This window comes from Streptomyces sp. NPDC014870, assembly GCF_043081505.1.
GTDB lineage: Bacteria > Actinomycetota > Actinomycetes > Streptomycetales > Streptomycetaceae > Streptomyces.
Genome location: NZ_JBIBWQ010000015.1, coordinates 151,630 through 178,257 on the forward strand (window position 1 = coordinate 151,630; position 26,628 = coordinate 178,257).

Annotated in this window: 20 protein-coding genes; 3 read left to right on the forward strand and 17 right to left on the reverse strand. The window is 71.7% G+C overall.

Translation table 11 applies throughout. The annotated features are described in order from the left end of the window. Positions 1 to 21: 21 nt before the first annotated feature. The 8 genes from ACF09C_RS35465 to ACF09C_RS35500 all read right to left on the reverse strand — a co-directional run bounded on the left by ACF09C_RS35465 (position 22) and on the right by ACF09C_RS35500 (position 12,552). On the reverse strand, positions 22 to 840 hold the full coding sequence (locus ACF09C_RS35465) for a serine protease (protein ID WP_392097537.1): 819 nt from the start codon (positions 838 to 840) through the stop codon (positions 22 to 24). A gap of 152 nt (positions 841 to 992) precedes the next feature. Further along, entirely contained in the window at positions 993 to 2,540 is a 1,548-nt protein-coding gene (locus ACF09C_RS35470; RefSeq protein ID WP_392097538.1) for an RNA polymerase sigma factor, read from the reverse strand. A 374-nt stretch (positions 2,541 to 2,914) separates the two neighbouring features. After that, positions 2,915 to 3,802, reverse strand: coding sequence for a FadR/GntR family transcriptional regulator (locus tag ACF09C_RS35475; RefSeq protein WP_392097540.1), 888 nt, complete (start codon positions 3,800 to 3,802; stop codon positions 2,915 to 2,917). Between the two features lie 160 nt (positions 3,803 to 3,962). Then, positions 3,963 to 5,714, reverse strand: coding sequence for an ATP-binding cassette domain-containing protein (locus ACF09C_RS35480; protein WP_392097542.1), 1,752 nt, complete (start codon positions 5,712 to 5,714; stop codon positions 3,963 to 3,965). Positions 5,715 to 5,829: 115 nt separating this feature from the next. After that, on the reverse strand, positions 5,830 to 6,585 hold the full coding sequence (locus tag ACF09C_RS35485) for an NUDIX domain-containing protein (protein WP_392097543.1): 756 nt from the start codon (positions 6,583 to 6,585) through the stop codon (positions 5,830 to 5,832). Positions 6,586 to 6,694: 109 nt separating this feature from the next. Further along, positions 6,695 to 8,749: a glycogen debranching N-terminal domain-containing protein gene (locus ACF09C_RS35490; RefSeq protein WP_392097544.1), complete on the reverse strand. Its 2,055-nt coding sequence runs from the start codon at positions 8,747 to 8,749 to the stop codon at positions 6,695 to 6,697. 115 nt (positions 8,750 to 8,864) lie between these two features. After that, the gene (locus tag ACF09C_RS35495; RefSeq protein ID WP_392097546.1) at positions 8,865 to 10,232 is read right to left on the reverse strand and encodes a DUF4192 domain-containing protein; all 1,368 of its coding nucleotides are present in this window, start codon (positions 10,230 to 10,232) and stop codon (positions 8,865 to 8,867) included. A 160-nt stretch (positions 10,233 to 10,392) separates the two neighbouring features. Then, on the reverse strand, positions 10,393 to 12,552 hold the full coding sequence (locus tag ACF09C_RS35500; RefSeq protein ID WP_392097548.1) for a RecQ family ATP-dependent DNA helicase: 2,160 nt from the start codon (positions 12,550 to 12,552) through the stop codon (positions 10,393 to 10,395). Between the two features lie 353 nt (positions 12,553 to 12,905). Between ACF09C_RS35500 and ACF09C_RS35505 the strand changes: the two genes are divergently transcribed. After that, the gene (locus ACF09C_RS35505) at positions 12,906 to 13,535 is read left to right on the forward strand and encodes a hypothetical protein (protein WP_392097550.1); all 630 of its coding nucleotides are present in this window, start codon (positions 12,906 to 12,908) and stop codon (positions 13,533 to 13,535) included. A 117-nt stretch (positions 13,536 to 13,652) separates the two neighbouring features. Here the strand turns inward: ACF09C_RS35505 and ACF09C_RS35510 are convergent, their stop codons facing one another. From ACF09C_RS35510 to abc-f, 6 genes are all read right to left on the reverse strand, one after another. Next, positions 13,653 to 14,282 carry a hypothetical protein gene (locus ACF09C_RS35510; RefSeq protein WP_392097552.1) on the reverse strand — a complete coding sequence of 210 codons (630 nt, stop codon included), beginning with the start codon at positions 14,280 to 14,282 and terminating at the stop codon, positions 13,653 to 13,655. A gap of 91 nt (positions 14,283 to 14,373) precedes the next feature. Next, positions 14,374 to 15,084, reverse strand: a complete 711-nt coding sequence (locus ACF09C_RS35515; protein ID WP_392097553.1) for a ribonuclease HII — start codon at positions 15,082 to 15,084, stop codon at positions 14,374 to 14,376. Between the two features lie 226 nt (positions 15,085 to 15,310). Then, positions 15,311 to 17,101 (reverse strand): DUF4153 domain-containing protein, encoded by a 1,791-nt coding sequence (locus ACF09C_RS35520; protein ID WP_392097554.1) that lies wholly within the window; start codon positions 17,099 to 17,101, stop codon positions 15,311 to 15,313. 201 nt (positions 17,102 to 17,302) lie between these two features. Beyond that, entirely contained in the window at positions 17,303 to 18,214 is a 912-nt protein-coding gene (locus ACF09C_RS35525) for an ADP-ribosylglycohydrolase family protein (RefSeq protein WP_392097555.1), read from the reverse strand. Positions 18,215 to 18,226: 12 nt separating this feature from the next. After that, a complete protein-coding gene (locus ACF09C_RS35530; protein WP_392097557.1) occupies positions 18,227 to 18,886 on the reverse strand; it encodes a histidine phosphatase family protein in 660 nt (219 codons plus the stop codon). Between the two features lie 33 nt (positions 18,887 to 18,919). Further along, positions 18,920 to 20,530: a ribosomal protection-like ABC-F family protein gene (gene abc-f, locus ACF09C_RS35535; RefSeq protein WP_392097558.1), complete on the reverse strand. Its 1,611-nt coding sequence runs from the start codon at positions 20,528 to 20,530 to the stop codon at positions 18,920 to 18,922. 121 nt (positions 20,531 to 20,651) lie between these two features. Here abc-f and ACF09C_RS35540 point away from each other — a divergent pair, with 121 nt between their 5' ends. Further along, positions 20,652 to 21,317 (forward strand): TetR/AcrR family transcriptional regulator, encoded by a 666-nt coding sequence (locus tag ACF09C_RS35540; protein WP_392097560.1) that lies wholly within the window; start codon positions 20,652 to 20,654, stop codon positions 21,315 to 21,317. Here the strand turns inward: ACF09C_RS35540 and ACF09C_RS35545 are convergent, their stop codons facing one another. Then, positions 21,318 to 21,923, reverse strand: coding sequence for a YdbC family protein (locus ACF09C_RS35545; RefSeq protein WP_392097562.1), 606 nt, complete (start codon positions 21,921 to 21,923; stop codon positions 21,318 to 21,320). Positions 21,924 to 22,062: 139 nt separating this feature from the next. On the opposite strand from ACF09C_RS35545, the gene ACF09C_RS35550 reads away from it, so the two are divergent. Continuing rightward, positions 22,063 to 22,593, forward strand: coding sequence for a TerD family protein (locus ACF09C_RS35550; protein WP_392097564.1), 531 nt, complete (start codon positions 22,063 to 22,065; stop codon positions 22,591 to 22,593). Positions 22,594 to 22,672: 79 nt separating this feature from the next. Here ACF09C_RS35550 and ACF09C_RS35555 read toward each other — a convergent pair whose 3' ends face one another. Then, a complete protein-coding gene (locus tag ACF09C_RS35555; protein WP_392097566.1) occupies positions 22,673 to 25,561 on the reverse strand; it encodes a vitamin B12-dependent ribonucleotide reductase in 2,889 nt (962 codons plus the stop codon). A gap of 161 nt (positions 25,562 to 25,722) precedes the next feature. After that, positions 25,723 to 26,235, reverse strand: a complete 513-nt coding sequence (gene nrdR, locus ACF09C_RS35560; protein ID WP_392097669.1) for a transcriptional regulator NrdR — start codon at positions 26,233 to 26,235, stop codon at positions 25,723 to 25,725. Positions 26,236 to 26,628 lie beyond the last annotated feature (393 nt).

Here is a 26,628-nt window from a genome sequence, read left to right on the forward strand (position 1 = left end):
CAAGGCCTGGGTGCCCGAGGCTCAGAAGTTCTCCGGCAGCACCGTCGAGACGCGGGTGTAGACGCCCGGGTTCTCGGGCTGCCCGCAGCCGCTCCCCCAGGACACAAGACCGATGAGCCGCCCCGCGGCCACGAGCGGCCCGCCGCTGTCCCCCTGGCAGGCGTCCCGGCCCCCCTGGGGATCACCGGCGCACAGCATCGTGCCGGGCTGGTACGCGGCTCCGAAGCCGCCCGGGTAGGCCCGCTCGCACGAGGCGTCGGGCAGCACCTGGACGCGCGCGGAGCGCAGGGCGGAGGCGTAGGTCCCGTTTCCGGTGGTGTCCCCCCAGCCGTACACGTCCGCCGCCGTCCCGGGCGTCTCGGCCACGTCCCCGGGGACGGCGGTCCTGATCACGTACGACTGCGGCAGCGCGCTCGCCAGCGTCAGCACGGCGAGATCGTTGGTGTTGGCCGTCGGGTCGTAGTCCGGGCTGATCCAGGTGCGGGAGACACGGACCTCGTGGCCGCCCTGGCCGTACAGGGCGCTCCGGCCCGCGATCACCTTGAAGTCGGGCAGCTCCGACGGCTCCCCTCCCAGGACGTCCCTGCCCAGGCAGTGGGCCGCGGTCAGCACCTTGGTCGGCGCCACGACCACTCCCCCGCAGAACTGCCCCGCCCGCGTACCCCCGAACCGGTCACGGCTGGAGAGCGCCACGGCCCACGGAGCGTCCGCGGCCTCGGCGGGCTGCCCGCCCACCACGACGCTGTCGGCGGCCGCGGGGGCGACTGCGGCGAACGGACCGGCCGCAGTCGAGATCAGGCCCAGGGCAGTGGTCACTGCTCGGGCGATGGGGCGACGCATAGAGCCTCCTGACTCTCCGGTGATGTCGGTTCACCCAGCGTCGTTCAGGCTTTCCCGCCGTGCACCCGCGCAATGCCGAAGGGCCCGGCCCCCTTTCGGGGAACCGGGCCCTCCAGTTCGAACGTTCGCCGACCGGTCGACCGGGTCGCGGACTAGTCGAGGTAGTCGCGCAGCACCTGGGAACGGGACGGGTGGCGCAGCTTGGACATGGTCTTCGACTCGATCTGGCGGATGCGCTCGCGCGTCACGCCGTAGACCTTGCCGATCTCGTCCAGCGTCTTCGGCTGACCGTCGGTGAGCCCGAAGCGCATGGAGACCACGCCGGCCTCACGCTCGGAGAGCGTGTCGAGGACGGAGTGCAGCTGCTCCTGGAGCAGGGTGAAGCTGACCGCGTCGGCCGGGACGACCGCCTCGGAGTCCTCGATCAGGTCGCCGAACTCGCTGTCGCCGTCCTCACCCAGCGGGGTGTGGAGGGAGATCGGCTCGCGACCGTACTTCTGGACCTCGATGACCTTCTCCGGGGTCATGTCGAGCTCCTTGGCCAGCTCCTCCGGGGTGGGCTCGCGGCCCAGGTCCTGGAGCATCTGGCGCTGGACGCGCGCGAGCTTGTTGATGACCTCGACCATGTGCACCGGGATACGGATGGTGCGGGCCTGGTCGGCCATGGCGCGGGTGATCGCCTGACGGATCCACCAGGTGGCGTACGTGGAGAACTTGTAGCCCTTGGTGTAGTCGAACTTCTCGACGGCGCGGATCAGACCCAGGTTGCCCTCCTGGATCAGGTCCAGGAAGAGCATGCCGCGGCCGGTGTAGCGCTTGGCCAGCGAGACCACCAGGCGGAGGTTGGCCTCCAGGAGGTGGTTCTTGGCGCGGCGGCCGTCCTCGGCGATGATCTCCAGCTCACGCTTGAGCTTGGGCGCCAGCTTGTCGGAGTTGGCCAGCTTGTCCTCGGCGAACAGACCGGCCTCGATGCGCTTGGCGAGCTCGACCTCCTGCTCGGCGTTGAGCAGCGGGACCTTGCCGATCTGCTTGAGGTAGTCCTTGACCGGGTCGGCGGTGGCACCCGCGACGGCGACCTGCTGCGCCGGAGCGTCGTCCTCGTCCTCGTCGGACAGGACGAAGCCCTTGTTCTCGCCCTCGGCCTCTTCGTCCTCGCCCTTGCCGGGCGCGACGTCGTCGAGCAGCTCCTCGCCCTCGATGGCCTCGTCGGCGTCCTTCTTGGCGGCGGTCTTCTTGGCCGTCGTCTTCTTGGCGACGGTCTTCTTCGCCACCGTCTTCTTGGCGGCGGTCTTCTTCGCGGCCGCCTTCTTGGCCGGCGCTCCGGCCTCGTCGGCCGGGTCTGCGCTCTCTGCCGCCGGGGCCGCCGTCGCGGCCGCGACGGGCTTCGTCACGGTCGTCTTGGCGGTGACGGTCTTGGTGGCGGTGCGCTTGGCCGGGCTCTTCGCTGCGACGCTCTTGCGGGCGCGCTTCGGCGACTCCGCTGCACTGACCATCAGCGTCACACCCTCTTCCTCGAGGATCTGGTTGAGGCTGCGCAGAACATTCTTCCACTGGGTTGGCGGAATCTGGTCAGCCTCGAAGGCCCGACGCACGTCATCGCCGGCGATCTGCCCATCAGCCTTTCCCCGCTCGATGAGCGCCATCACAGACTCGGACTCGGCGATCTCCGGCGGGAGCGTACGGGATGTGCTGGCCGACACGAACAACCTCTCGGAACGATGGAAAACGGCTTCCGGCCCCGCCCAGGATCGGGCCGGAGCCGACGACCGTCGACGGGGAATGTGCCGACGGCGCGGGCTGGACCGGGGAACTGCACAGCGCCTGAGACGGCTGCTGTATTCCTTCCTCGGCTGTCACCTCTTAGGTCATCGCACGGCTTCGAGGAGTGTTACGCCCAATCCGCGTGGCCCGAGTCACACCCCATGTGCGACGAAAGCGGCCAGAACGGACGTTCGTCGCACATTCGCGCCACCGGAGGCCCCGCATTCCCGGATCTCACCATGATCCCCGAGTTCCGCACGGCTCCGGCGGCACGCGGTGCGTACGCCTCGCGCGCCCGGCCACGGCCCGCGGGTCAGTGCTCGCGCGGAGCCGGCACGACGCGCTCCACCTCTGGGTGGACCGTGAGCAGCTGGCGCATGGCCGTTTCCGCCCCCTGGGCGTCGCCCGTGGCGAGGCAGTCGGCGATACGGGCGTGGTGCGCCAGGCAGGACTCGCCGGGGCGGTCACAGCCGGTGACCGGGCCACCGGAGACCTGGAGAGCGGCGGCGACGATGCCGGAGAGGTGCTCCAGCATCCGGTTCCCGGCGAGCTGGATGAGCAGGGAGTGGAACTCGGCGTCGGCGCGGGAGAAGGTGATGCCGTCCCCCTGGGCGTAGGCGTGGCTCATGATCTCGACCATGTCGGAGAGCCGCTGCTGGACGTCCTCGCGGCCATGACCTGCGGCGAGGCGGGCGGCGAGGGGTTCGATCGTCCAGCGCAGCTCGTTCAGCTCGCGGCGCTGGTCGTCGCGCTGCGGACCGAAGGCGCGCCACTCGATGATGTCCGGATCCAGCAGGTTCCAGTCACTGACGGGCCTGACCCGGGTGCCGACGTTCGGGCGGGCGCTGACCAGGCCCTTGGCCTCCAGCACACGCAGCGACTCCCGCACGACCGTGCGGGAGACCTCGAAGCGCTGGCCGATCTCCTCCGGAACGAGCGGGCGGTCCGCACCGAGGTCGCCGGAGACGATCATCTGGCCCAGCTGCTGGACGAGCTGACCGTGCAGTCCGCGCCCACGGCTACCGGCGCTGCGACGACCGACCCGGCCGAGGTCCGTCTCCACCCCTTCCCAGGAGGGCGGGCCCCCGCGCTCGGCGACGGGCGCCTCCGCGTACGGGTATCGATCGAGATCGCCCGGGGCGCCGAGGCCGGAGTCGACGGGACGGGCGGCGGTCATCATGGTGTGCGCAAGGGTACTCACGCATCCTTTGTCGGCGTTGCCCTCGTGACCCTTGAGGTCTTTGGTGAAAAGCACACGAAAGGGTGATCGGCACCCCCTACACAATTGACGATTATTCCGACATAGCCGGGCATTTCTTAGTGAGTTGCTGGGTAAACGGAATCATTCGATCCGCACTTGATCACCAACGCGCCTTGCGGTGAAGGCCGGTGATCACGTACGCGCAGAGCAGTGCGGTCAACGCCAGCGCGAGCGCCACCCCCACGGGCTGCGCGACCACCCGCAGCGCACCGAGCAGCCAGCGGTCGGCTGCCACCGGCCACTCCATGCTGACGAATTCCCTCAGCCGCCCGGGGAGTCCGGCGATCGACCGGCCGGCACGGCCCGAGGTCGTCCGGCTCAGCAGCGGGGCCACGACGACGGGTACCGCGAGCACCGCGGCCACTCCCGCCGCCGCCACCCGGAAGACCCCGGCCCCCAGCACCCCCGCCCAGGCGCAGCCGACGAGGAGACCGAGCCAACTCGCGCACAGAGTCGGCCAGTTTTTCGGTACGGGAATCAACTCACCGCCGTAGACGAGGCGCAGCGCCTCCAGGTCGGCCACCACGACCAGCACCGCGAGGACCAGGGCGGTGGCCGCCGCGACCGCGAGCTTCGCGAGCAGCAGCCCCAGCCTGCGCGGAACGACACCCCGGCCGGTCGTGAGCGCCGGGTAGCGGTATTCGTCGCCGAACGAGAAGGCGCCGAGCAGCCCCGCCCCGAGGGCCGCGGGGGGCAGCGGCGACAGGACGGGCCAGCCGGCGAGCACGGTCGGCAGGGGTGTCCGGCCACTGCGCGCGAGGAGCAGCGAGATCACCACGGAGGCGACCAGGACCCCCGCCACGACGAGTGGTGTCGCCGGAACGCCGAGCAGCCTGCGGATCTCGTACCGCAGCGGACGCAACGGCGAACGGGCCGGTCGCCGACGCTCCGCGGGCCGAGGGTCCGCCGAGCTGGAGTCCGGCTGCCGGGACTCCGGCGCGTCCGTACCGGCGGGCCGATCGTGGCCGATGTCACCAGGGCCCGTGTCGCCCACCTCGTCGGTCAGCCGGTGGATGAGTACGCCGTGCCGGAAGGCGGTTTCCCCGACGGCGGCGCAGTCACTGCCGTAGACGGACAGGTGGTTGCCCCGCTCGGTGATCACTTCGACAGTGCGGCGCGCTGCCCGCGCCTCCTGGGTGACGGCTGCCGCGAGGCGCGCGGCGTGCGGCGTGCGTACCGCCACGCGCGGCCGGAGCCGGGTGTGCGCGAAGTCCGCGGCGGCCTGGGCCGCGACGAGCCGTCCCTTGTCGAGGGCGACGACCCGGTCGGCGTTGCGGGCCGCGTCCTTGGGATCCTCCGTGGTGTAGAGGACGGTGCCGCCCTCGGCGGCGTGGGCGCGCAGCAGTTCGTACAGCCAGGCTCGTTCGCGCACGGAGAGCCCCGCACCGGGCTCGTCGAGCAGCAGCGTGTGCGGGTCGCCCAACAGGGCAGAGGCGAGGCCGAGTCGACGGTCCATGCCCCGGGAGAGCCGTCCGATGCGCTGGTCGCGCAGGCCTGCGAGTCCCACGTACTCCAGCATCTCGTCGGCTCTGGACGCGGGAACCCCCGCCGCCGCGCTCAGCATCCGCAACTGGCTGCGCAGAGTCCGCGAGGGATGTCCCGGAACATCGCCGAACAGCACCCCCACCTCGCCCGCGGGGTGGGCGATGCGCTGCAGGGAGCGGCCGCGGAAGTAGGTGACCCCTCGGCCGGGCTCGAGTTCGAGCATCAGCCGAAGTGCGGTGGTCTTACCGGCTCCGGCGGGGCCGACAAGGGCGGTGACCTGACCCGGTGGTGCGTCGAAGGTGAGATCGTCCACGGCGGGCGGGCGGTCGCGGCGGGGGCTGCTGGTGAGTCCGATGGCCTGGAGCATCGCTTCTCTCGCGGTAGATGAGACCGCTCCGCGGCTGGGCGGCTATCGAAGCAAGATAACGCTACATTTCGGACTTTTGGCGCAGGGTTGGACGGGTCGCCCGGGAGTGACGTGATCAGACCTCGGGGCGGAGCATCGGCGGGTTGAGCAGAGTCGCCCCGCCGGCCCTGAACAGCTGTGCGGGACGCCCGCCCTGACGGGTCGTGGTGCCGCCCGCCGGAACCAGGAATCCGGGCGTACCGGTCACCTTGCGATGGAAGTTTCGGGGGTCGAGCGCGACACCCCACACGGCCTCGTACACCCGGCGGAGCTCACCGACGGTGAACTCCGGCGGGCAGAAGGCCGTTGCCAGCGAGGAGTACTCGATCTTCGAGCGCGCGCGCTCCACGCCGTCGCCAAGGATCCGCGCGTGGTCGAAGGCGAGCGGCTCGGCCTGGCCGTCGTCCAGCGATCCGTCCTTGCCGAGCAGCTCCTCCACCGGGGCCCAGCGGGCGCTGTTCGCGTCGCCGCCCGCGCGGGGGGCGGGAAGATCCGGGGAGAGCGCCAGGTGCGCGACGCTGACCACCCGCATCCGGGGGTCGCGCTCCGGGTCGCCGTAGGTGGCCAGCTGCTCCAGGTGGGCGCCGTTGGGCAACGGGGCCCCGGGGTCGTGGACGCAGAGGCCGGTCTCTTCCACGAGCTCCCGCGCGGCGGCGGCGCTCAGGTCCTCGTCGGCCCGGACGAATCCGCCGGGCAGGGCCCACCTGCCCTGGAACGGCGGCTCTCCCCGCCGCACGACCAGGGCGCACAGGGCGTGGCGCCGCACGGTGAGCACGACCAGATCGACAGTGACGGCGAAGGGCGGAAAGGCCGACGGGTCGTAGGGAGGCATGCAGTGATCATAGTCGTCTTCCTGACGATAAACACGCCCCTCCCGCGCATCGACGTCGACTTCTTCTCGCTCCTCCGGGACCACGCCGGTGCTGTGCGACAGCATCCGGTCAGCCCCCCAGCTGGAGGCCCTCGGAGGCCTCCTCGACCATGCCGAGGCCGAGCCGGCTCACCCGGGCGGCGAAGGGCTCCCCGGCCACCCGTACGCCCGACAGCCGTACCGCTCCGAGCGGAGCCGACCGTACGGGGTGCAGGGCGACGGTCCCTCCGGGGGCGTCCGGGCGGATCCCCACGAGGGCCGTCACGAGGTGAACCGCGCCGGCCGCCGCCACCGCCGCCGGCCGGCAGGCCGTCGGATGGGGAACGGGCATCGCCCCGGTCGTGCGCACACCGCCGCCGTACATCTCGGGCAGCCGGTAGCCGAACGCCTCCGCCGCGTCGACCGCGCCCTTCAGCAGGGAACCCGCTTCCCGCTCGTACCCCGCCGCCGCGAGACCCGCGACGGCAACCGCCGTCTCGTGGACCCGCACGGCACCGGCCCGGTGCCCGAAGGGATTGTGTCCCGGCTCCTTGGCCCCCAGGCTGCGCAGTCCCCAGCCGGAGTCGAGAGCGGGCGTGCCGAGCAGCCGGGCCAGCTGCTCCGTGGAGGCCTTGTCCAGCAGGCCGGGTGCGAACCGGCCGCCGCCGAGGAGTCCGGTGTCGAGGAGGTGCGCCGCCCAGCCGCCCAGCTGGGTCCACGGCCGGCCGCCCGGCACCAGGGCCGCGGCGGGCCTGCCGCCGGACCTGTCGTCGAGCCAGAACGCCGCCCGGAACCGCTCGCGCAGGACACGAGCCCACTCCCGCCAGTCATCACCCCCGGGGCGGCCGCAGCCGTCGAGCAGGTCGGCGCCGAGCACGGCGGCGCGGTGGGCGTGCGCCTGGGTCTCGGCCCGCCACGGCCCGGCGGGCCCCGGGTCCGGCACGAAGCCGTGCGGGGCGGCCGCGGCGCGTAGCCACTGGAGGCATCCCTCCGCCGCGGGAAGGAGCTCCATGAGGTCCTGCTCGGGCAGCCCCCACCGCCTCGCCTCGGCGAGGACCGCGGGAAAGGCGAGCGTGGCCTCGACGCCGGTGCAGCGCGGGGGGAGGAAGGGACCGGCGTCCCTGAGCGGGCCCCGGATACGGCCACTCGCCCGCCCGGGCCCGTCGAGCCGGCTGCGGGCCAGAGTGCGGAGTGTGGTGACGGCGAGCCGGGTGCCGAGCGGGAGGGCCATCCTCGCCGCCCAGAGCGCCTCGGCGGTGGCGGGTCCGCAGCGCCAGGGCACTCCGGCGGCGAGGTGGACGTCGCTCGGGTGCTGTGGGTCTCGCTGCAGGAGCGCCCGTAGGTCGTCGACGGCCACCCGCAGGAGTTCGCCGATACGGGGGTCGTCGCCCTCGGCACGCGCTTCCGCGAGGACGACCCCGCTGGGTCGTCCCGTCCCGACACCGACGGCTCCCGAGGGGCGGGGCGCACGGTCCGCGCGCACCCTGAGTTCGATGGTCCGGGTGGTTCCGGGAGCCAGGTCGATCTCCCAGCGGAGGAGTCCCGCAGCGGCGAGCGCGTCCGTAGGCGGCGGGTCGGCGCTGACGGAGGCATACCGTCCGTCCGCCGCTGTCCAGCGCATCCCTGTGCCGTGAACGCTCGCGGCGATTTCGGGTCCCGGCCGTCCCGCCGCCACGGCGCCCAGGTCCGCGAGATCCGTGCCCAGAGCGATCTCCACCGGGAGCCGGAGGGGTCTTCCGGCGGAGCTGCGCAGTGTGATCCGCTCGGTCCCGTCGGCGTCGCGCGTGCGCTCGACCGTGAGACCGGGGTCGGGTCCGATGTCTCCGGCAGTACGGACGGCGGCGAGGAAGACCGCGCGGTCCGCCGAGGCCTGGCGGCCCTGCAGCGCAAGTGGTTCGCGGCCTGCCACCCGCAGCACGGAGCGGGCGAGGAGACGGCGTCCCGAGACGTAGACGCCTTCGAGGCCGTGGCCGGTGAGCTGGCCGTGGTCGGGAGAGATCGCGAGGGCGGGCAGGGCCACGCAGAGGAGCGCGTGGTGCACCGAGGGCGGCTCCCCCGGTCGCGCCGCGGCGGTAGGCGTAGGACCGGCGGACGGCGCCTGTCCGGCGGCCGGGAGTCCGGGGGCTGGGGCGGGACGGGAGGCCATGGGTGGTGTGCGGTGCTCTCTGTGCGGTCCGGACTGCCGGGTAAGGGTCGGCGGCACGGGTCGTCGGGCTCCGCCACAGAGGTGAACGCCGCCGCGGGCGGCCTGGTCACGGGCGTCATCGTCCGCTCCTCGTCCCGCGCTCTCCACCGCGCGGTCCGCCCGGCCGGGGCGCGGCAGCCCGCGCTTGCCGGCCGGAGCCCTTGCCGGGTCGCGTCCCCGCGCTCGGCACCCCCTTCCTCGGGGCCCTCCCTGCCTTCACCGCTTTCGCCGCCTTCACGGGACGGAGCGCGGCGGGCTGCTCCGGAACCGCCGCCCTCGACCCACGCTCCTGCCGCAGGCAACTGCGCAGGGACTCGGGGTCGAGGCCCTCGTTGCAGGCCTGGTGCAGCAGACGGGCGAAGACGTAGTCGGGGTCGGCGGCCAGAGCGAGGCCGAGGGCCACGCGGGCGGCCGGCTCGTCCCCGGTCGACCAGGCCACCCAGCCGGCGAGCGTGAGCGGGGCGGCGGCGTGCTCGCCGAACGGCGCGACGCAGCGCCGGGCCAGCACGCGCCACAGCCGCAGGGCCGCCGCGCCCTCGCTGCCCTCCATCCACTCGGCGGCCTGGTCACGCGTCTCCCGGTCCTGGAGCCCCAGGATCAAAGCGGCGGCCTCGTCGGCGTCGATCGCCGCGTCGTCGGCCGCGTCCTGTTCCGCCGCCGCCGGGCCACGCCCGTCGGTCGGCACGGGTGTCGCGGCCGGGGCGTCGAAGCGCCGGAGGACTTCGCCGGCGAGGCTGAGCGTCGTCTCCCTGACGTGGGCGCGGCCCGCGCCCGGCGGCCCGTCGAAGATCTTGGGGACGATCACGGCGGCGGCCTCGTTCAAGGCTTTGCGCTGCCGTTCGTCCTCCGCCGAAGGCGAGATCCGGGGTGTGAGCCGGGCCTCCATGTCCCGCAGGGATCCCCGGACCTGAATACCGGCGTAGGCGGCGGAGGCGGCCATGACCGACGTACCCGTCAGGGCGAGAGGTGTCCCGTCGGGCGGGCAGCAGCGGATGTCGGGACAGCAGTAGGAGAAGTACAGCCCGTCGGAGATGCAGAGGGCTTCGTAGACGGGGATGTCGAGCGCACCGCAGGCAGTGCGCAGGCGCTGGGCGAACGGGCGCAGCCGCTCCATCACATGACGGCCCGTCTCACCGGGCGCGGGGTCCTGGCAGAGGAAGACGACGATGCCGTCGGGCCGGGTGCCGCGCCGGACGCAGCCGTCGACGAGGCACTCGGCGAGGTGTTCCGCCGTCGAGGGCCATTCGTTCGCGGACCGCGGGATGCCGAGCCTGACCCGGCCGCCGAATCGTCCGTGCTCACCGTGGAGGGCGACGAGGACGACGGAGTCGGTCGGGTGGAAGCCGAGCATGAAAGGCAGTGCGTCGGCCAGTTCGGCGGGGCCGCGCAGAGTGACCTGCTGGCTTTCGGGTGTTCCACGGAATTCGTGCGGGTTCGTGTTCATGGTCACGACGGTCTCGCGCCGACCGCCGAATCCGAAAGCCCTGTGGATAACTCCCCGGACGGACCGTCCGGGGAGTTATCCACAGCTCCGGCGCCTCGGTGGCGCGATGTCCGAGGCATCGGCTTGCATGGAGGAATGACAGGTGACGGAGTGCCCGAACTCACCCCGAAGCCGCGAGAACCAGAGGGAGGACAGGCCCGCTGCCGGCGCGGCGGAGCTGACGGGTCGCGACGGCAAGAGTCCAGCCGGAGTCGGTGCAGTCGTCCACCAGCAGGACGGGTCCTGCGGCTTCTGCCACTGCGGCGGCCAGCTTGTCCGAGACGGTGAAGGCACCGAACAGGCCCTTGAGGCGCTGCGCGGAGTTGCTCCGGCGTGCCGCTTCCGCGCCGTGCGGTCCGGTGTACGTCAAGCTGCCGAGGCAGGGAAGGCGACCGATGGACGCGATGCCTTGCGCGAGGGAACCGACGAGCTGCGGTCGGCGCAGCGACGGTACGGCGACCACGCCCACCGGCCGGGCCGAGGCGTCCGCGACATTCGGAGCCCACCCGCCCGGAGAACGTGCCCAGTCGGCGAGGACGGCCACCGCCGCCTTCAGGACGTCGTCGGGGACCGAACCGTCGGGGGCGTTCTCGGCCAGCAGGGGGCGCAGTCGGTTGCCCCAGCCGATGTCCGAGAGCCGGCCGAGCGCGCGCCCGGTGGAGCCCTGCTCACCAGCGGGGATTCGCCCCTTGAGATCGACGCCCAGGGCGGGCATGCCGGTCGGCCACATCCGGCGCGGCTCGACTTCCACACCCGGGCGGTCCAGCTCTCGGGCGGCGCCCGTCAGCGCCTCGGCCGAGACGGACGCGCCGATCCAGGCTCCGGCGCAGTTGTCGCACCGGCCGCACGGCTCCGCGCCCTCATCGTCCAGCTGGCGGCGGAGGAACTCCATCCGGCACTGCGTCGTGCTCACGTAGTCGCGCATGGCCTGCTGCTCGGCCTTGCGCTGCCGCGCCACCCACGCGTACCGCTCCGTGTCGTACACCCACGACTGCCCCGTGCTCTCCCAGCCGCCCTTCACCCGCTTCACGGCCCCGTCCACGTCGAGGACCTTGAGCATCGTCTCCAGCCGGGTGCGCCGCAGATCGACCGCCGCCTCCAGCGCCGGCACGGACAGCGGCCGTCCCGCGTCCGCGAGGGCCGTGAGCGTCTGACGGACCTGGGCCTCGGGAGGAAACGCGGTGTCGGCGAAGTAACGCCAGATCGCCTCGTCCTCCTTGCCCGGCAGCATCAGCACCTCCGCGTGCTCCACGCCGCGTCCGGCACGGCCCACCTGCTGGTAGTAGGCGATCGGCGAGGAGGGCGAGCCGAGGTGGATGACGAAACCGAGATCGGGCTTGTCGAAGCCCATGCCCAGCGCTGAGGTCGCCACCAGCGCCTTCACCCGGTTCTGCTGCAGATCGGCCTCGGCCTGCAGACGGTCGGCGTTCTCCGTGCGGCCGGTGTAGGAGTCCACCGTGAAGCCGCGCTGCCGCAGAAAGGCCGTGGCCTCCTCAGCCGCGGCCACGGTCAGGGTGTAGATGATCCCGGAGCCCGGCAGCTCGTCCAGATGCTCGGCCAGCCACGCCAGGCGATGGGCGGCGTCCGGCAACGGGACGACTCCGAGCCGCAGGCTCTCCCGCTCCAGGGAGCCACGCAGCACCAGGGCCTCACCGGCGCCCGTCCCCAGCTGCTCGGCCACGTCGGCGGTGACCCGCGCGTTGGCCGTCGCGGTGGTGGCGAGTACCGGCACTCCCGGGGAAAGTTCGCCGAGCATGGCCCGCAGTCGGCGGTAGTCCGGGCGGAAGTCGTGTCCCCAGTCGGAGATGCAGTGCGCCTCGTCGACGACCAGCAGACCGGTCGTGGCGGCGAGCTTCGGCAGCACCTGCTCACGGAAGTCGACGGAGTTGAGCCGCTCCGGGCTCACGAGAAGGACATCGGTCTCGCCCCGCTCCACCTCCCCGTAGATGGAGTCCCACTCCTCCGGGTTGGCCGAGTTGATGGTGTGCGCCCGGATCCCGGCCCGCTCCGCCGCCTCGACCTGGTTGCGCATCAGCGCGAGCAGCGGGGAGATGATCACCGTCGGACCGGCCCCGCGGCGGCGCAACAGGGCGGTGGCGACGAAGTACACGGCCGACTTGCCCCAGCCGGTGCGCTGCACGACCAGCGCACGGCGGCGCTCCTCCACCAGGGCCGCCACCGCCTGCCACTGGTCCTCGCGCAGCCGCGCGGAGCCTTGGGGGGCGCCCACCAGCTCGGCGAGGATGGTGTCGGCTTCGGCACGGAGCTCCAGGTTGTCCATGGCTCCATGCAACCGGATGGCACCGACAATCGGCCAATTCACCCAGAGCGACGCCTCGCGCGCGAACCGTCCCCGGCCCGAGCGTCAGCGAGGCCTCCCCGACGCGTTCCGCCTGATGTCTGACGTCCAGGGGTGAAACAGCGAGTGAACAGTGGGTGTCGGGGCAGGGATATGAGTGGCATACCGCCCCATTCCAGTCAGCGGCCTCAATTGCTCGTTGCCGCTCGCGCACGGGCCAGCAAGAATTGGGAAACCGCCCGGCATGGCCCCGTACGCGGTCCGGAAGGACTGTGCCGTGGTGCGCCCTCACTCGACCCTGCCCGCCCAGCGGGCGCGTATCCGAAGGGAGGACCGTGACCTTCGGATTCGCTCCGTCCGCAGCCAGTTCGATCGCCTCGTCGACCGAGTCCGCCAGCCGCCTCGCTCGGATGCTGGAGCCGGCGGAGTGGGCGGCGGCCGAGATCCCGCTGCTCCGCAACCCCCGTGAGGTCGTCAGCGGGCTGCACACCCGCCACCGTCCGACACCGGCGACGGCGGTCGTCGCCGTGCTCGACCACGAGGAACGGCTCGCCGCCAGCGCCTCGTTCACCCGCCGTCCGGTGCCGGCGGACGGCTGGGAGTTCCGCAACGCGCTCCTCGCCCATCTGCGCCGCGTCATCCCGCACGACCTGCGCCGCCGGACACCCGTACGGACGGCGGTGCTGCTCTACTGCCGAGACGGGGACGAGCGCTGGACGGAGGAGGACGGGGCCTGGATGTGGGGTCTGCGGGACGCCTGCACGCTCCACGGGCTGCGCTGTGGCGCGTACATCACCCTGACGCGCGGCGGCTGGCAGGTGCAGGGCGAGGGGCGTGCCGGCCGGTACCCCGGTTCGGGTTCGCGTCCCGCGCCGCTCGGCGATGTCACGTCCGAGATCGGTCTTCTGACTCCCCGTACGGCCGGCGGTGCGGCCGAACCGCTGCGCAGGACGGCGGCCCGCTGAGGCGGACCGCTCCGACAGCTCCGACCGCTCCGAGGCGGAGCCGCCAGGGCGTGGCCGAGGCCCGGCCGCCCCGAAGGGCAGCCGGGTCGGGACCACGGGAAACGGTCCGCTCAGACGTCAGACACCCGCGCCGAGCACGGCGTTGATGCGCTGCGGGTCGCCGCAGACGATGAGCAGCGCGCTCGCGCGCCCCATCGCCAGGGGCAGCGCCTTGGCGACCGCCTCCTCGGTGCCACCGTTGAGCGCCACCACGACCACGGGCCGGGCGGCTGCCCGCTCCACGGCGTCGGCGCCGGCGAAGAACACGTCGTCGCCGGCGTCTTGCAGGGCCCAGTAGGCGGTCTCCCCGAAGGACAGCTCGTGCGCCGCCCACGGGTGCTGCTCACCAGTGGTGAGAACGAGGACGTCGCCGGGGGCGCGGCCGGTCTCGAGGAGCAGATCGACTGCCTCTTCGGCGGCGTCGATCGCGCCGTCGACCGGGGCCGGGATCAGCTGGATCTGCGGGCCGGTCCGCTGCTCGGAACGATTCTCCGCGCGAGCCGACGGCGCCTGCGCGGCCGCGGCGTGCGGGCGGGGCACCGGCGGTCCGGGCCTGGCCGGTCCGGGGCCGGGACGGCCGGGACGCGGCGAGGCCGCGGAACGCGGACCGGGTACGGGACGGGGGGTCGGCGCGGGGTGGCCTGCGGCCGTGCCGCGGGGACCCTGGGCACTCTCGTGAATCTGAGGCTCCTCGGGGATGAGAGGCATGGGTGGATGTCTATCAAACGCCGGTGCGCGGGGCTCCGGCGGGTGGGCACAATCGTGCGACCCGGCTGCCGGCCGTAGCCTGCCGGGAAGTTCAGAAATCGAAGCCGAGCTGGCCCCCGCTCTCCAGGGCGACCGCCTCGGCGGAGATGCGGACCTTCTTGAGATGCCGCCACTGGGGCAGCGCGTCGAGATACGACCAGGAGAGCCGGTGGAAAGCCGTCGGCCCGCGTTCTTCCAGGGCGGCCTTGTGGACCGGCGAGGGGTAGCCGGCGTTGGCGCCGAAGCCGTACCCCGCGCACCCCTCCGACTCGCCCTCCAGCTCGGCCATCATCGCGTCACGCCGGACCTTGGCGATGACCGAGGCCGCGGCAACGGCGATACAGGACTGGTCGCCCTTGATCACCGTACGGACCTTCCAGGGACTGCCGAGGTAGTCGTGCTTCCCGTCGAGTATCACCGCGTCGGGGCGGACGGGCAGGGCCTCCAGCGCGCGCACGGCGGCCAGCCGCAGCGCGGCGGTCATGCCCAGCTCGTCGATCTCCTCGGGGGAGGCATGGCCGAGGGCGTAGGCGGTGACCCACTTCTCGAGTTCCGCGGCCAGGGCGGTACGGCGCTTGGGGGTGATCAGCTTGGAGTCGGTCAGTCCCTCGGGGGGCCGACGCAGACCGGTGACGGCCGCGCAGACCGTGACGGGACCGGCCCATGCCCCGCGTCCGACCTCGTCTACCCCTGCGACGATCTTGGCGCCGGTGGTGGCTCGGAGCGAGCGCTCGACGGTGTGTGTAGGTGGTTCATAGGGCATGGCGCCAGACAGGTTACGCCGGTGGACCCCGCCCGCGATACCCGGATTCCCCTCGGATGTCCGAACGGGCCTTCCGAGGCCGGTCTGCGACGGCTTGATCTGATCGTTCACGGGCGACCGGAACGCACACGCCCCGGCCCCTGCCGCCCGAGAGCGGGGCAGGAACCGGGGTACGCGCGGCGCAGCGCCGATTGCGTGGGTGTCGTCCGTCCGGATGGCTCGAACGTCAGGGGGCGCCGTACGGGTCGCCGGTCCCCTCGCCTCTCTCGTACGGGTCGTAGTCGTCCACACCGCTCAACGCTCCGCACTCGGCCGGGGTCCGGTCGATGCCCCGCTCCGCCAGGAGCGTGCGCGCCCTGGACTCCGACCAGCTGGTGGCGTACCAGCCTCCGTCATCGGCCCTCAGGCGCGCCTCGATGTCCAGGAGGGCGCAGGAGCGCTGTGGCTCGGGAAGCCGGTCGAGGGCGGGTACGGCGTCCGCCGACAGCCCGGCGAGGTAGGGAATGTCGATCTTCTCGGAGCTGCTGAACCGCTCGACGTTCCGTTCGGCGACCAGGGCGTCGGGAGAGGCGAGGCCGAAGGCGAGGACACCCGCGGCCGCGCTGACGGCCACAGCACGGGGCAGCAGACGGGCGCCGAAGATCCCCGCGGCCATGATCAGCAGGATGACCAGACCCAGCCAGATCTCCATGGCCGCCACGGAGATGCGCAGCCGCGTGAGCCCGTACGCGTCCACGTACAGGTCCATTCTGCGCAGCGCGGAGGCGACCACGACCAGCGTCAGGACGCAGAGGATGCCGAGGACGGCGCGGACGAGCGTGCGGTCGCGCGCGTCCGCCCGCGGTGCCCAGCGCAGGGCGAGACCGATCACCACGAGGGTGAGCAGGGTGGCCATCAGGAGCTGCCAGAAGCCCTGGCGGGCGTACTCGGAGAAGGTCAGGTCGGTCTCTTCGAGGACCTTCTCGTACCCGCCGAAGAGAACGGCGAGTTGGACCGCGTTGAAGGCGGCGAAGAGCAGGTTGAGCACGATGAGCGGAAGAGCCCACTCCAGTCGTGCGCGGGCGCGGCCGGGGCGGATCGTCAGTTTGTCCCAGCGCAGGGGCGCGGCGGCGGTACGGGCGAGGGCGATGGCACCGAAGAGGCCGAGCAGGAAGAGGGAGAGTCGCCAGGGCGCCTGCTCCAGCGAGATGTCGGGCATCAGGGCACCGAGCAGGTCCGCGAAGGCCGCGTCGGCGCCGGCGAACAGCGCGCCGAAGACCACGAGCAGGGCGACGGCCGCTCCGACGGTCCGCACGACGGGGCCCCACCGCCCTCGGGAGCCGTCCGCCCGGTCCCGTACGCCGCGCCAGATCCAGCCGGTTCCGGAACCGAGGGAGTCGAACAGACCGAGCGGGGCGAGGAGAACGCTCGGCCAGCCCCGCCCGCCGTGCAGGGCGAGTGACGTCACTCCGAGGACGGTGACGATCGCGAGGAACGTCGGCCACCCGGCGTCCCGCAGGGCCGGGACGGCGAGAAGAGCGCCACCGCCGATCGCCCAGACCAGCGTCCAGGGGCGTAGTCGGCGACCTGCCGCCCGCGCGGCGAAGGCAGCGGCGAGGACCGCGGGGGCGGCCACGATCATCAGGTTCAGGCCGATTCCCTCGCCGAGGAGCAGGGCGCACAGCACGGCGGTGCCCAGGACTGCCCAGAGCGTCGCGGCGGTGACCTGAACCGGCGCGGCGGGGCGCAGCCGGGTGAGCCAGTTGTCGCCCGGGGGCGCGGGCGGCGCCCAGGGGTGCGGCGGCCGGCCACCCGGCCACCCCGTGGCGGCCACGGCCCGCTGGTGCGGCGGTGGGTACGCCCCGGGCGGTACGGGACCGGCGGCCACGGGGACGACAGGGCCAGAAGGCACGGGCGCACCGGACCCAGGGGGCACGGCCGCCTCGGGCGCGGGCTCGCTGACGGGCTGAGTTCCGTCCTTCGGCGGTGGATCGGACGGTATGTCGGTCACGGGACCCCCTCCCGACCCGGCTCGCATGCGGTGCCTCGGTGGCGGAGGGCTGCGGTCCGGGTGTCGCGTCGACGCGCTCTCGGCATGATCAGCGCTGCGGAGTGGCCGACTCTAATGGCGGTCCGGCCGTTCGGACCCGGCCGAACGACGCTGTGTCAGGACCGTGACACTCGTTCGACCGGTTCCGGGGTAGAAGGCGGCCCTTCCTGACCGCGGGGAGGGGCGGGTTCAGGGGCGGGCAGCGGACGGCACCCAGTCCGGCAGCTCTTCCGTGCGCTCCAGCCATGCCGCCGGCGGCGCACCGGCCACACCGGAGGCCACGACACCGCCGGCGATCGCGCAGGTGGTGTCGACGTCACCGCCAACCTGGGCGGTCGTCCAGAACACCTGCTCGTAGTCGCCGAGGGCACGGGCCGCCGACCAGAGCGCGAACGGCACGGTGTCATGGGCGCTGGTGCGGCGCCCACTGCCCAGGACCGCCGCGACCGTTCCGGCGTCGCCGTAGTCGAGCATGTCGCGGGCCCGGCGCAGCCCCGCCCCGACCGCGCTGCGCGGAACGAGGGCGATCACTCCGTCCAAGAGGTCCGTGGGCGTGGGCGGGCCCGCCGGATCCGCGGTGAGTGCCGCCGCCGCGGCCACGGCCATGGCACCGACGACGGCCTCACGGTGCTGGTGCGTGGTGTACGCCGAGATCTCGGCCTGGTGTGTCGCCTGCTCCGGGTCGTCCGCGTACCAGGCGCCGAGCGGCGCGATCCGCATCGCCGCACCGTTGCCCCACGAGCCCTGCCCGTTGAAGAGCGCGGCGGCGAGTTCACGCCAGTCGCCGCCCTCCCTGATGAGCCGGAGCATCCTGTTGACGGCGGGGCCGTAGCCCCGGTCGAAGTCGTGGCGCTCGGCGAACGAGTGCGCGAGTGCGTCCTGGTCGATCCGCCCGTGCCGGACGAGCACGGCCAGGACGGAGCCGGCCATCTCGGTGTCGTCGGTCCACTGCCAGGTGCCCTCGGGCAGCTCGCGTCGCTTGAGCAGCGGATAGTTGACGGGAACGAAGAACTGGGAGCCCAGGGCGTCTCCCACGGCCAGCCCTCGAAGGCTGGCCAGGGCGCGTTCGAAGCGCCGGTCGAGAGTGGAGTCAGCGGTCATCGCTTCACCACTCTATCCGGTGTGGCCGTACGGTTCCGGGGTACGCCAGCGCTCGAACGGCCGGTCCAGGGTGTATCTGCCGTCTTCGCCCAGCAGCAACGTCCGGGTCTCGCCGTTGCCCGGGTTGGAGAGCGACTCGAACTCGGCGACGCTCCAGTGGAACCACCGCATGCAGAACAGCCGCATGGTCAGTCCGTGGGTCACCAGCAGGACGTTGGGCGGGTGGTCGGGCGCCTCGAAGCTGCGGTACAGGCTCTCCAGGAACGCCCCGACCCTGTCGTACACGTCGGCCCCCGACTCGCCCTGTGCGAAGCGGTAGAAGAAGTGTCCGTACGCGTCCCGGTACGCCTTCTGCAGGCGTACGTCCTCCCTGTCCTGCCAGTTCCCCCAGTCCTGCTCCCGAAGCCGCGGCTCCTCCCGCACCCGGACCCGCTCGGGGTCGAGCCGGAACTCCCGCAACGTCTCGTGCGTGCGGCGGTACGGGGAGACGTACACGCTGACCTGCTCCTCCCCGAAGAGGTCCCGCAGCCGCTCCCCTGTTTCCCGGGCCTGCCGCAGCCCGGTCTCGGTGAGCCTGAGCGCGTGATCGGGCTCCCGCTCGTACACCGTGTCGTCGGCGTTGCCTTCGGACTCTCCGTGCCGTACGAGGACGATGCGTCGCGGTCGTGCCATGCCACGACCCTAGATCGCCCTGTGTGCGCCGGCTCAGCCGGGTAGGCGTCCGGCGTCCATCCGGCGTATGCGGCCGGTGAACCGCCGGCGCAGCCGTCGGTCGTGGGAGACCACGACCAGGGCTCCGTCCCACTGGTCGAGGGCCGCCTCCAACTCCTCGACGAGACCGAGGGCCAGATGGTTGGCGGGTTCGTCGAGCAGCAGCAGGTCGACCGGCCGGGCCAGCAGGCGGGCGAGCGCGAGCCTGCGGCGCTGCCCGGCGGAGAGGCTTCCCACGGGCACCTGGAGATCGCTCGGCCGGAACATGCCGTACGACAGGAGGAGTTCGGCCTGCTCGTCCTCGGTGAGGGCCAGTCCCCGGCCGAAGGCGGCGAGGAGTCGCTCCGCGGGCCGGTGTGCGGGTATCTCCTGGGCGAGGAAGCCGATCCGTCCGCTGCGGCGGACCTCCCCCGCGTCCGGTTCGGTCAGGCCGGCCATGACACGGAGCAGCGTCGACTTGCCCGCGCCGTTGTCTCCGTGGATCAGGAGCTTCTCCCCCGCTGCGACCGTCAGCCGGTCGACGGCCAGCCGGTCCGCCACGCGCACTCCGGTCAGGCTCACGAGCTCGCCGTCCGCGCCCCCGGCGACCGGTCGCGCGGCGAAGGCGAGAGGCAGCGGCGGCTTGGCGACCGGGTCGGCCCGAAGCCGGCGCAGCCGCTCCTGGGCGTTGCGGACGCGCCCGGAGACGGAGGCCTGCACGCGGCCTCCCGCACGGTCGTACGCCATCTTGTTGTTGTCCTTGATCGAACGCCCCATCGCGACTCCGTGCGCGGTGGTCGTGGCGTACGCCTCCAGTCGGGAGGTCTCTGCGCGCCAGTCCTCGTACGCCTGCTCCCAGCGCCGGCGGGCGGCGGCCTGCTCGGCCCGGAAGCCCGCGTAGCCGTCGCCGTACCGGACGATCGTGCGACGGTCGGCGTCGACCTCCAGGACGGAGGTGGCGACGCGTTCCAGGAAGACCCGGTCGTGGGAGACGGCCACGACCGTGCCCCGGTGGGCGAGCAAGGCCTCCTCCAGCCAGTCCAGGGCCCGTTCGTCGAGGTGGTTGGTCGGTTCGTCCAGCAGCAGCACCTCGGGCGCGGCGGCGACCGCGCAGGCGATGCCGAGCCGGGCCTGCTCACCGCCTGACAGGCTGCCGAGCGGGCGCTCACGGTCCACGGAGGCCAGTCCGAGTCCGTGCATGGCCTTGTCCACCCGGGCGTCCGCTTCGTAGCCGCCGCGCAGTTCGTACGTCGTGAGCAGCTCTCCGTACGCGTCCAGCTCGGCCGCTCCGGCCGTGACCAGCGCGGCTTCGGTCGCCCGCAACCGCCGTTCCATGTCTCTGAGCTCGGCCAGCGAGTCGTCGATCGCGTCGGCCACGGTGTGGTGGGCCGACAGGCGCGGGGTCTGCGCGAGCATGCCCGTGCCGCCTTCGGCGAAGGTCACCGCCTCCCCTTCGTCGGGGGCGTCGAGTCCGGCGAGCAGGCGGAGCAGGGTGGACTTTCCCGCCCCGTTCTCACCCACGATCCCGATGCGCTCACCGGGGCGCACGGTGAGCGAGATCCGGTCGAGCAGCAGCCGGTCGCCACGGGAAACGGTCACGTCATGGAGAGAGATCTGTGTAGGCAAGGGCGCCTCCAGCAAGGGTCGGGCCGACAGGACACAACCGCCACCACCGAGCTAAATGCAACGACTGTGGCGTTACGAAGACTATGACAGACTCTACTGACTAACGCAACGGGAGTAGCAATTGAACAAGTCGATCGAAGGCGACCAGCTGCCACCGCCCGGCAGCCGCCGCCCCGGCGGCCGTACCGCGCGCACCCGAGCCGCCGTGCGCGACGCCGTTCTCACGGGTCTGGCCGAGCACGGCTATCCGGCCCTGACCGTGGAGTACGTGGCCGAGCACTCGGGTGTCCACAAGACGACGCTCTACCGGCGCTGGGGCAGCCTCGAAGGGCTCGTCGCGGACGCGCTCGACCTGGCGGGCGAGGACACCTGGACCGCTCCGGACACCGGCAGTCTGAGCGGCGACCTGCGGGCACTGGCCCGCGAGGTGGTCGACTCCTTCTCCGACCCCGCGCTCTCGGCGGCGCCGACCGCCTTCGTCGGCGCCGCCTTCCAGTCGGAGCGCGCCGCGGAGGCGCTGCGCGCCTTCTACACCGAGCGCTTCAGTCGCTGCGAGGCGGTCGTCGCCCGGGCCCTCGCCCGGGGCGAGGCGCCCGAAGGCACCGACGCGGGCGCGGTCGTGCGCGCCGTCTCCGCCCCCCTGTTCCTGCGCCTGTTCGTCACGCGCGAGCCGCTCGACACCGAGCTGGCCGACCAGTCGGCCCGGGCGACTCTGGCCGCGGTCGCGGCCGGGGTGTTCGTACCACCGGCCCACCCGGGCGGCAGCGCCGAGCCCGACGAGGGGTGATCAGACCGTCCAGGACGGCTCGAGCTGCACCACGTCCCCGGTCAGAGCCGCGACGTCGGCCTCTGTCTGGGCCCGCAGCCCGAGCCGCTCGACGCGCTCCACGCGGTACTTGCCGTGCTCCGCGGCGGACTTCCACATCGAGAGCACCACGAACTCGTTGCCCGGCGCCTCCCCGAACACCCCACGGAGCATCCCGGGGGAACCGGCCATCGCCGGGTTCCACACCTTCTCCTGCATCAGCGCGAAGTGCTCGGCCCGCTCCTCGTGGACCCGGCAGTGCGCCACCCGCGCCACGTCGGCATCCGTGAACCTGGGCTCGAAGCCGGTCTTCACGTCGAAGCGGTGGTCGAAGAGTTTGACCTGAAGGTCCTTGAACGAACCCGACTGCGCGGCCGCGAGCCGGTCGTGCGAACGCGCCATGAACGAGTCGTAGAAGGCGCGGCTCTCCCAGAACGAGAAGACATGGGCGACACCGGGCCGTGCCCGGCTCCATCCTCCGCCCTGGCCCCGGAATCCCGGCTCACCCAGCAGCCCCGCCCATTTCCGCTGCCCCCGCTCGAACCCGCGACGGTCCACCACGGTGCAGCGAATCCACTTGACCAGCACGGCGCCATCGTACGGGGCATTCACCCTCCGCCACCCCGTTCTCGCGGTGAGTGCGCATGACACCATGAACAACCGGTCCAAGACCATGGGCAGTTGACCGGGCCCGCGGTACCAGTCGTACGCAGAGAGGGAATTCACGGTGAGCGGACTCAACAAGGGGGTCGGCAAGGTCGAGGTGACGCTCAAGTGGGACCCCAGTCCGATCGGCGCCTCGGCGCACGATCTGGACATCATCGCGGGGGTCTACACGGCGGACGATCCGTACGGTGCGCCCGCCTACCTGGTGCACTTCGACAGCCGCTCCCCCGACGGCACGATCACGCTGAGCAGGGACAGCCGTACCGGCCAGGGCTTCGGCTACGACGAGGCCATGACCCTGGAGCTGAACCGGCTCGCGCCGCACTACGCGCGCGTGGTGGTGGGAGTGGCCATACAGCAGGGTTCCGGAAGGCTGACGTTCGGCGATGTCGTCAACACCGGTGTGCGGGTCGCCGAGGGCTACACCGAGCTCGTCGTCCACGGATTCGAGGACGTCGCCGGAGCCACTGCGGCGACGGTCGTGGAGTTCACGCGCGACGGATCCGAGGGCTGGTCCTGCCGCTCCGCGCTCCGCGGGTTCGACACGGACCCGCGGGCCTTCACAGCGGTGATGGGCGCCAAGGACGCCTGACCGAGGACAACGGGGAAAGCCGAGGAAGGGGACCGGCCCCAGGCCGGTCCCCTTCCTCAATCACCGCTCAGCCGACGGCTCAGCTGCAGCCGCTCGTCGAGCCGCAGCCCTCGCAGATGTAGCAGGAGCCCGCCCGCTGCATCTTCGTGCCGCACGAGAAGCAGAGCGGGGCGTCCGCGCTGATCCCCAGCTGCATCTCGACGAGCTCCGCCGAGGTGTGCGCCTGCTTCGGGGCCGGCACCTCCACCTTGGGCGGGGTCGAGACGGCCTTCAGGGTCTCCGTCTGGCGCGGGGCGGACTGGGCCAGGCCCTCGACGTCCACCTCGTCGTCGGCGGGCTCGTAGGAGCCCGTCTCCAGGTGACGCTGACGCTCCTCGGCCGAGTGGATGCCGAGCGCGGAGCGGGTCTCGAAGGGCAGGAAGTCCAGCGCCAGGCGGCGGAAGATGTAGTCGACGATCGACTGCGCCATCCGCACGTCCGGGTCGTCCGTCATGCCGGCCGGCTCGAAGCGCATGTTCGTGAACTTCGAGACGTACGTCTCGAGCGGGACGCCGTACTGCAGACCGACGGAGACGGCGATGGAGAAGGCGTCCATCATGCCGGCGAGCGTCGAACCCTGCTTCGACATCTTGAGGAACACCTCACCGAGACCGTCGTCCGGGTAGGAGTTGGCGGTCATGTAGCCCTCGGCGCCACCGACCGTGAAGGAGGTGGTGATCCCCGGGCGGCCCTTGGGAAGGCGCTTGCGGACCGGGCGGTACTCGACGACCTTCTCGACGGCCTCGCGGATCGTCGCCTCGGACTTCGCGGTGACCTCGGCCTTCTCCTCCTCCTTCTTCTTGGCGGAGAGGGGCTGACCGACCTTGCAGTTGTCGCGGTAGATCGCGAGCGCCTTGACGCCCATCTTCCAGGCCTCGAAGTAGACCTCCTCGACGTCCTCGACCGTGGCCGTCTCCGGCAGGTTCACGGTCTTGGAGAGGGCACCGGAGATCCACGGCTGGATGGCGGCCATCATGCGGACGTGGCCCATCGCGGAGATGGAACGCTCGCCCATCGCGCAGTCGAAGACCTCGTAGTGCTCGGCCTTCAGGCCGGGGGCGTCGATCACGTTGCCGTGCTCGGCGATGTGGGCGACGATCGCCTCGATCTGCTCCTCCTGGTAACCCAGGCGGCGCAGGGCCTGCGGGACGGTGCCGTTCACGATCTGCATCGAGCCGCCGCCGACCAGCTTCTTGAACTTGACCAGGGCGAGGTCGGGCTCGAGACCGGTGGTGTCGCAGGACATCGCGAGACCGATGGTGCCGGTCGGGGCGATGACCGACGCCTGGGCGTTGCGGAAGCCGTTCTTGGCGCCGAGGCGGAGCACGTCCTGCCAGGCCTCCGTGGCGGCGGCCCAGATCGGCGAGTCGAGGTCGTCCATGCGGACGGCCGTCGTGTTGGCGTCGGCGTGCTGCTTCATGACGCGCTGGTGCGGCTCGGCGTTGCGGGCGTAGCCGTCGTACGCGCCGACGACCGCGGCGAGCTCGGCCGAGCGCTTGTACGAGGTGCCGGTCATCAGCGAGGTGATGGCACCGGCCAGGGCGCGGCCGCCGTCGGAGTCGTACGCGTGGCCGGTCGCCATGAGCAGGGCGCCGAGGTTGGCGTAGCCGATGCCCAGCTGGCGGAAGGCGCGGGTGTTCTCGCCGATCTTCTGGGTGGGGAAGTCGGCGAAGCAGATGGAGATGTCCATCGCCGTGATGACGAGCTCGACGACCTTGGCGAAGCGCTCGACGTCGAACGACTGGTTGCCCTTGCCGTCGTCCTTGAGGAACTTCATCAGGTTCAGCGAGGCGAGGTTGCAGGACGTGTTGTCCAGGTGCATGTACTCGCTGCACGGGTTCGAGCCGTTGATCCGGCCGGACTCGGGGCAGGTGTGCCAGCGGTTGATGGTGTCGTCGTACTGGATGCCCGGGTCGGCGCAGGCCCACGCGGCCTCGGCCATCTTGCGGAACAGCGACTTGGCGTCGACCTCCTCGATGACCTCACCGGTCATACGGGCGCGCAGGCCGAACTTCCCGCCGTTCTCGACGGCCTTCATGAACTCGTCGTTCACACGGACCGAGTTGTTGGCGTTCTGGTACTGGACGGACGTGATGTCGTCGCCGCCCAGGTCCATGTCGAAGCCCGCGTCGCGGAGGGCGCGGATCTTCTCCTCCTCCTTGACCTTGGTCTCGATGAAGTCCTCGATGTCGGGGTGGTCGACGTCGAGGATGACCATCTTGGCCGCGCGGCGGGTGGCGCCGCCCGACTTGATCGTTCCTGCGGAGGCGTCGGCGCCCCGCATGAAGGAGACCGGGCCGGAGGCGTTGCCGCCGGAGGAGAGCAGCTCCTTGGAGGAGCGGATGCGGGAGAGGTTCAGGCCGGCGCCGGAGCCGCCCTTGAAGATCATGCCCTCTTCCTTGTACCAGTCGAGGATCGACTCCATGGAGTCGTCGACGGCCAGGATGAAGCAGGCGGAGACCTGCTGGGGCTGCGGCGTGCCGACGTTGAACCACACCGGCGAGTTGAAGCTGAAGATCTGGTGCAGGAGGGCGTAGGCCAGCTCGTGCTCGAAGATCTCAGCGTCGGCGGGCGAGGCGAAGTAGCCGTACTCCTCGCCGGCCTTGGTGTAGGTCTTCACGATCCGGTCGATGAGCTGCTTGAGACCGGTCTCGCGCTGCGGGGTGCCGACGGCCCCGCGGAAGTACTTGCTGGTGACGATGTTGACCGCGTTCACCGACCAGAAGTCGGGGAACTCGACGCCGCGCTGCTCGAAGTTGACCGAGCCGTCGCGCCAGTTGGTCATGACGACGTCACGACGCTCCCAGATCACCTCGTCGTACGGATGCACGCCCGGGGTGGTGTGGATGCGCTCGATGCGCAGGCCCTTGGTCGCCTTGGCTCCCTTGGCGCGGGAACCTCGTGCCGGACCGCTCGCCGTCTCTGTCATGCCGCCTCCCATATACGGGCAAAACACCCTTAAGTGCCCAGATAATCCCAGGGCACTGTCTTCTTTGTCTGCTGCCGCGAGCGCCGCTCGGAACGCTCGTGACACGTCTTTTCGGCCGCGACGCGGCCGGCCACTACCGGGCTCTCGGCCCGGCCGGCCGGTCAGTCGGCGGCGGTGGCGGGAACGGGGACCGCGGGGGCCACTCCGCTCTCGCCTTCCTCTGCGGATGGCCGTCGCTCGCGGAGTTCCGCGACGGCGGCCTCGAAGTCGTCGAGGCTCTCGAAGGCCCGGTAGACGGATGCGAAGCGCAGGTACGCGACGAGGTCGAGCTCCTGCAGCGGGCCGAGGATGGCCAGACCCACGTCATGGGTGGTCAGCTCGGCGCTCCCGGTCGCGCGCACCGCCTCCTCGACCCGCTGGCCGAGCTTGGCGAGGGCGTCCTCGGTCACGGGCCGCCCCTGGCACGCCTTGCGCACGCCGGAGATGACCTTGGTGCGACTGAAGGGTTCGGTCACGCCGGAACGCTTCACCACCATGAGCGAGCACGTCTCGACCGTCGTGAAACGACGGGAGCAGTCGGGGCACTGGCGGCGGCGGCGGATCGACGTCCCGTCGTCGGTGGTGCGACTGTCGACGACGCGGCTGTCGGGGTGCCTACAGAAGGGGCAGTGCATGGTGTTCCGACCCTCCCTCATGGCACGACTGAATGGCCTCGCCAGGCCCGTCAAGGCCCTCGAAGCGACCACCAGCATAGGCGATGCGGGCACCCACGACAGACGGGGGACCACTACTTCTGGGTGGCTGATGCAATCCAACCACTAGATCTGGTGTTGGGCGCGTTTCCGGCACTTCGCGCGTGTCGCGCGCAGACGGACGCCCGACCGGCCATGAGGCTACGGGAAGCGCGCGGCGCCGCCGATTCGGGCCCGCCGGATGCGAAACTGGAACGGCACCCCCACCCGCGTCCGGCCCGGCACGGAACGGTACCGTAATGACCGAATTGCCACCGGCGCCCGGACCCGCATATACACCCAGCCACGCACACACGTAAGGCAATCTGCGTTTTT

What these genes read in the sequence shown, in the direction of transcription:
- ACF09C_RS35465 (WP_392097537.1), bottom strand. Translation starts at nt 840, where the DNA reads ATGCGTCGCCCCATCGCCCGAGCAGTGACCACTGCCCTGGGCCTGATC.
- ACF09C_RS35480 (WP_392097542.1), bottom strand. Translation starts at nt 5,714, where the DNA reads ATGCTCCAGGCCATCGGACTCACCAGCAGCCCCCGCCGCGACCGCCCG.
- ACF09C_RS35485 (WP_392097543.1), bottom strand. Translation starts at nt 6,585, where the DNA reads ATGCCTCCCTACGACCCGTCGGCCTTTCCGCCCTTCGCCGTCACTGTC.
- ACF09C_RS35490 (WP_392097544.1), bottom strand. Translation starts at nt 8,749, where the DNA reads ATGGCCTCCCGTCCCGCCCCAGCCCCCGGACTCCCGGCCGCCGGACAG.
- ACF09C_RS35495 (WP_392097546.1), bottom strand. Translation starts at nt 10,232, where the DNA reads ATGAACACGAACCCGCACGAATTCCGTGGAACACCCGAAAGCCAGCAG.
- ACF09C_RS35500 (WP_392097548.1), bottom strand. Translation starts at nt 12,552, where the DNA reads ATGGACAACCTGGAGCTCCGTGCCGAAGCCGACACCATCCTCGCCGAG.
- ACF09C_RS35510 (WP_392097552.1), bottom strand. Translation starts at nt 14,282, where the DNA reads ATGCCTCTCATCCCCGAGGAGCCTCAGATTCACGAGAGTGCCCAGGGT.
- ACF09C_RS35515 (WP_392097553.1), bottom strand. Translation starts at nt 15,084, where the DNA reads ATGCCCTATGAACCACCTACACACACCGTCGAGCGCTCGCTCCGAGCC.
- ACF09C_RS35520 (WP_392097554.1), bottom strand. Translation starts at nt 17,101, where the DNA reads ATGCGAGCCGGGTCGGGAGGGGGTCCCGTGACCGACATACCGTCCGAT.
- ACF09C_RS35525 (WP_392097555.1), bottom strand. Translation starts at nt 18,214, where the DNA reads ATGACCGCTGACTCCACTCTCGACCGGCGCTTCGAACGCGCCCTGGCC.
- ACF09C_RS35530 (WP_392097557.1), bottom strand. Translation starts at nt 18,886, where the DNA reads ATGGCACGACCGCGACGCATCGTCCTCGTACGGCACGGAGAGTCCGAA.
- ACF09C_RS35555 (WP_392097566.1), bottom strand. Translation starts at nt 25,561, where the DNA reads ATGACAGAGACGGCGAGCGGTCCGGCACGAGGTTCCCGCGCCAAGGGA.
- nrdR (WP_392097669.1), bottom strand. Translation starts at nt 26,235, where the DNA reads ATGCACTGCCCCTTCTGTAGGCACCCCGACAGCCGCGTCGTCGACAGT.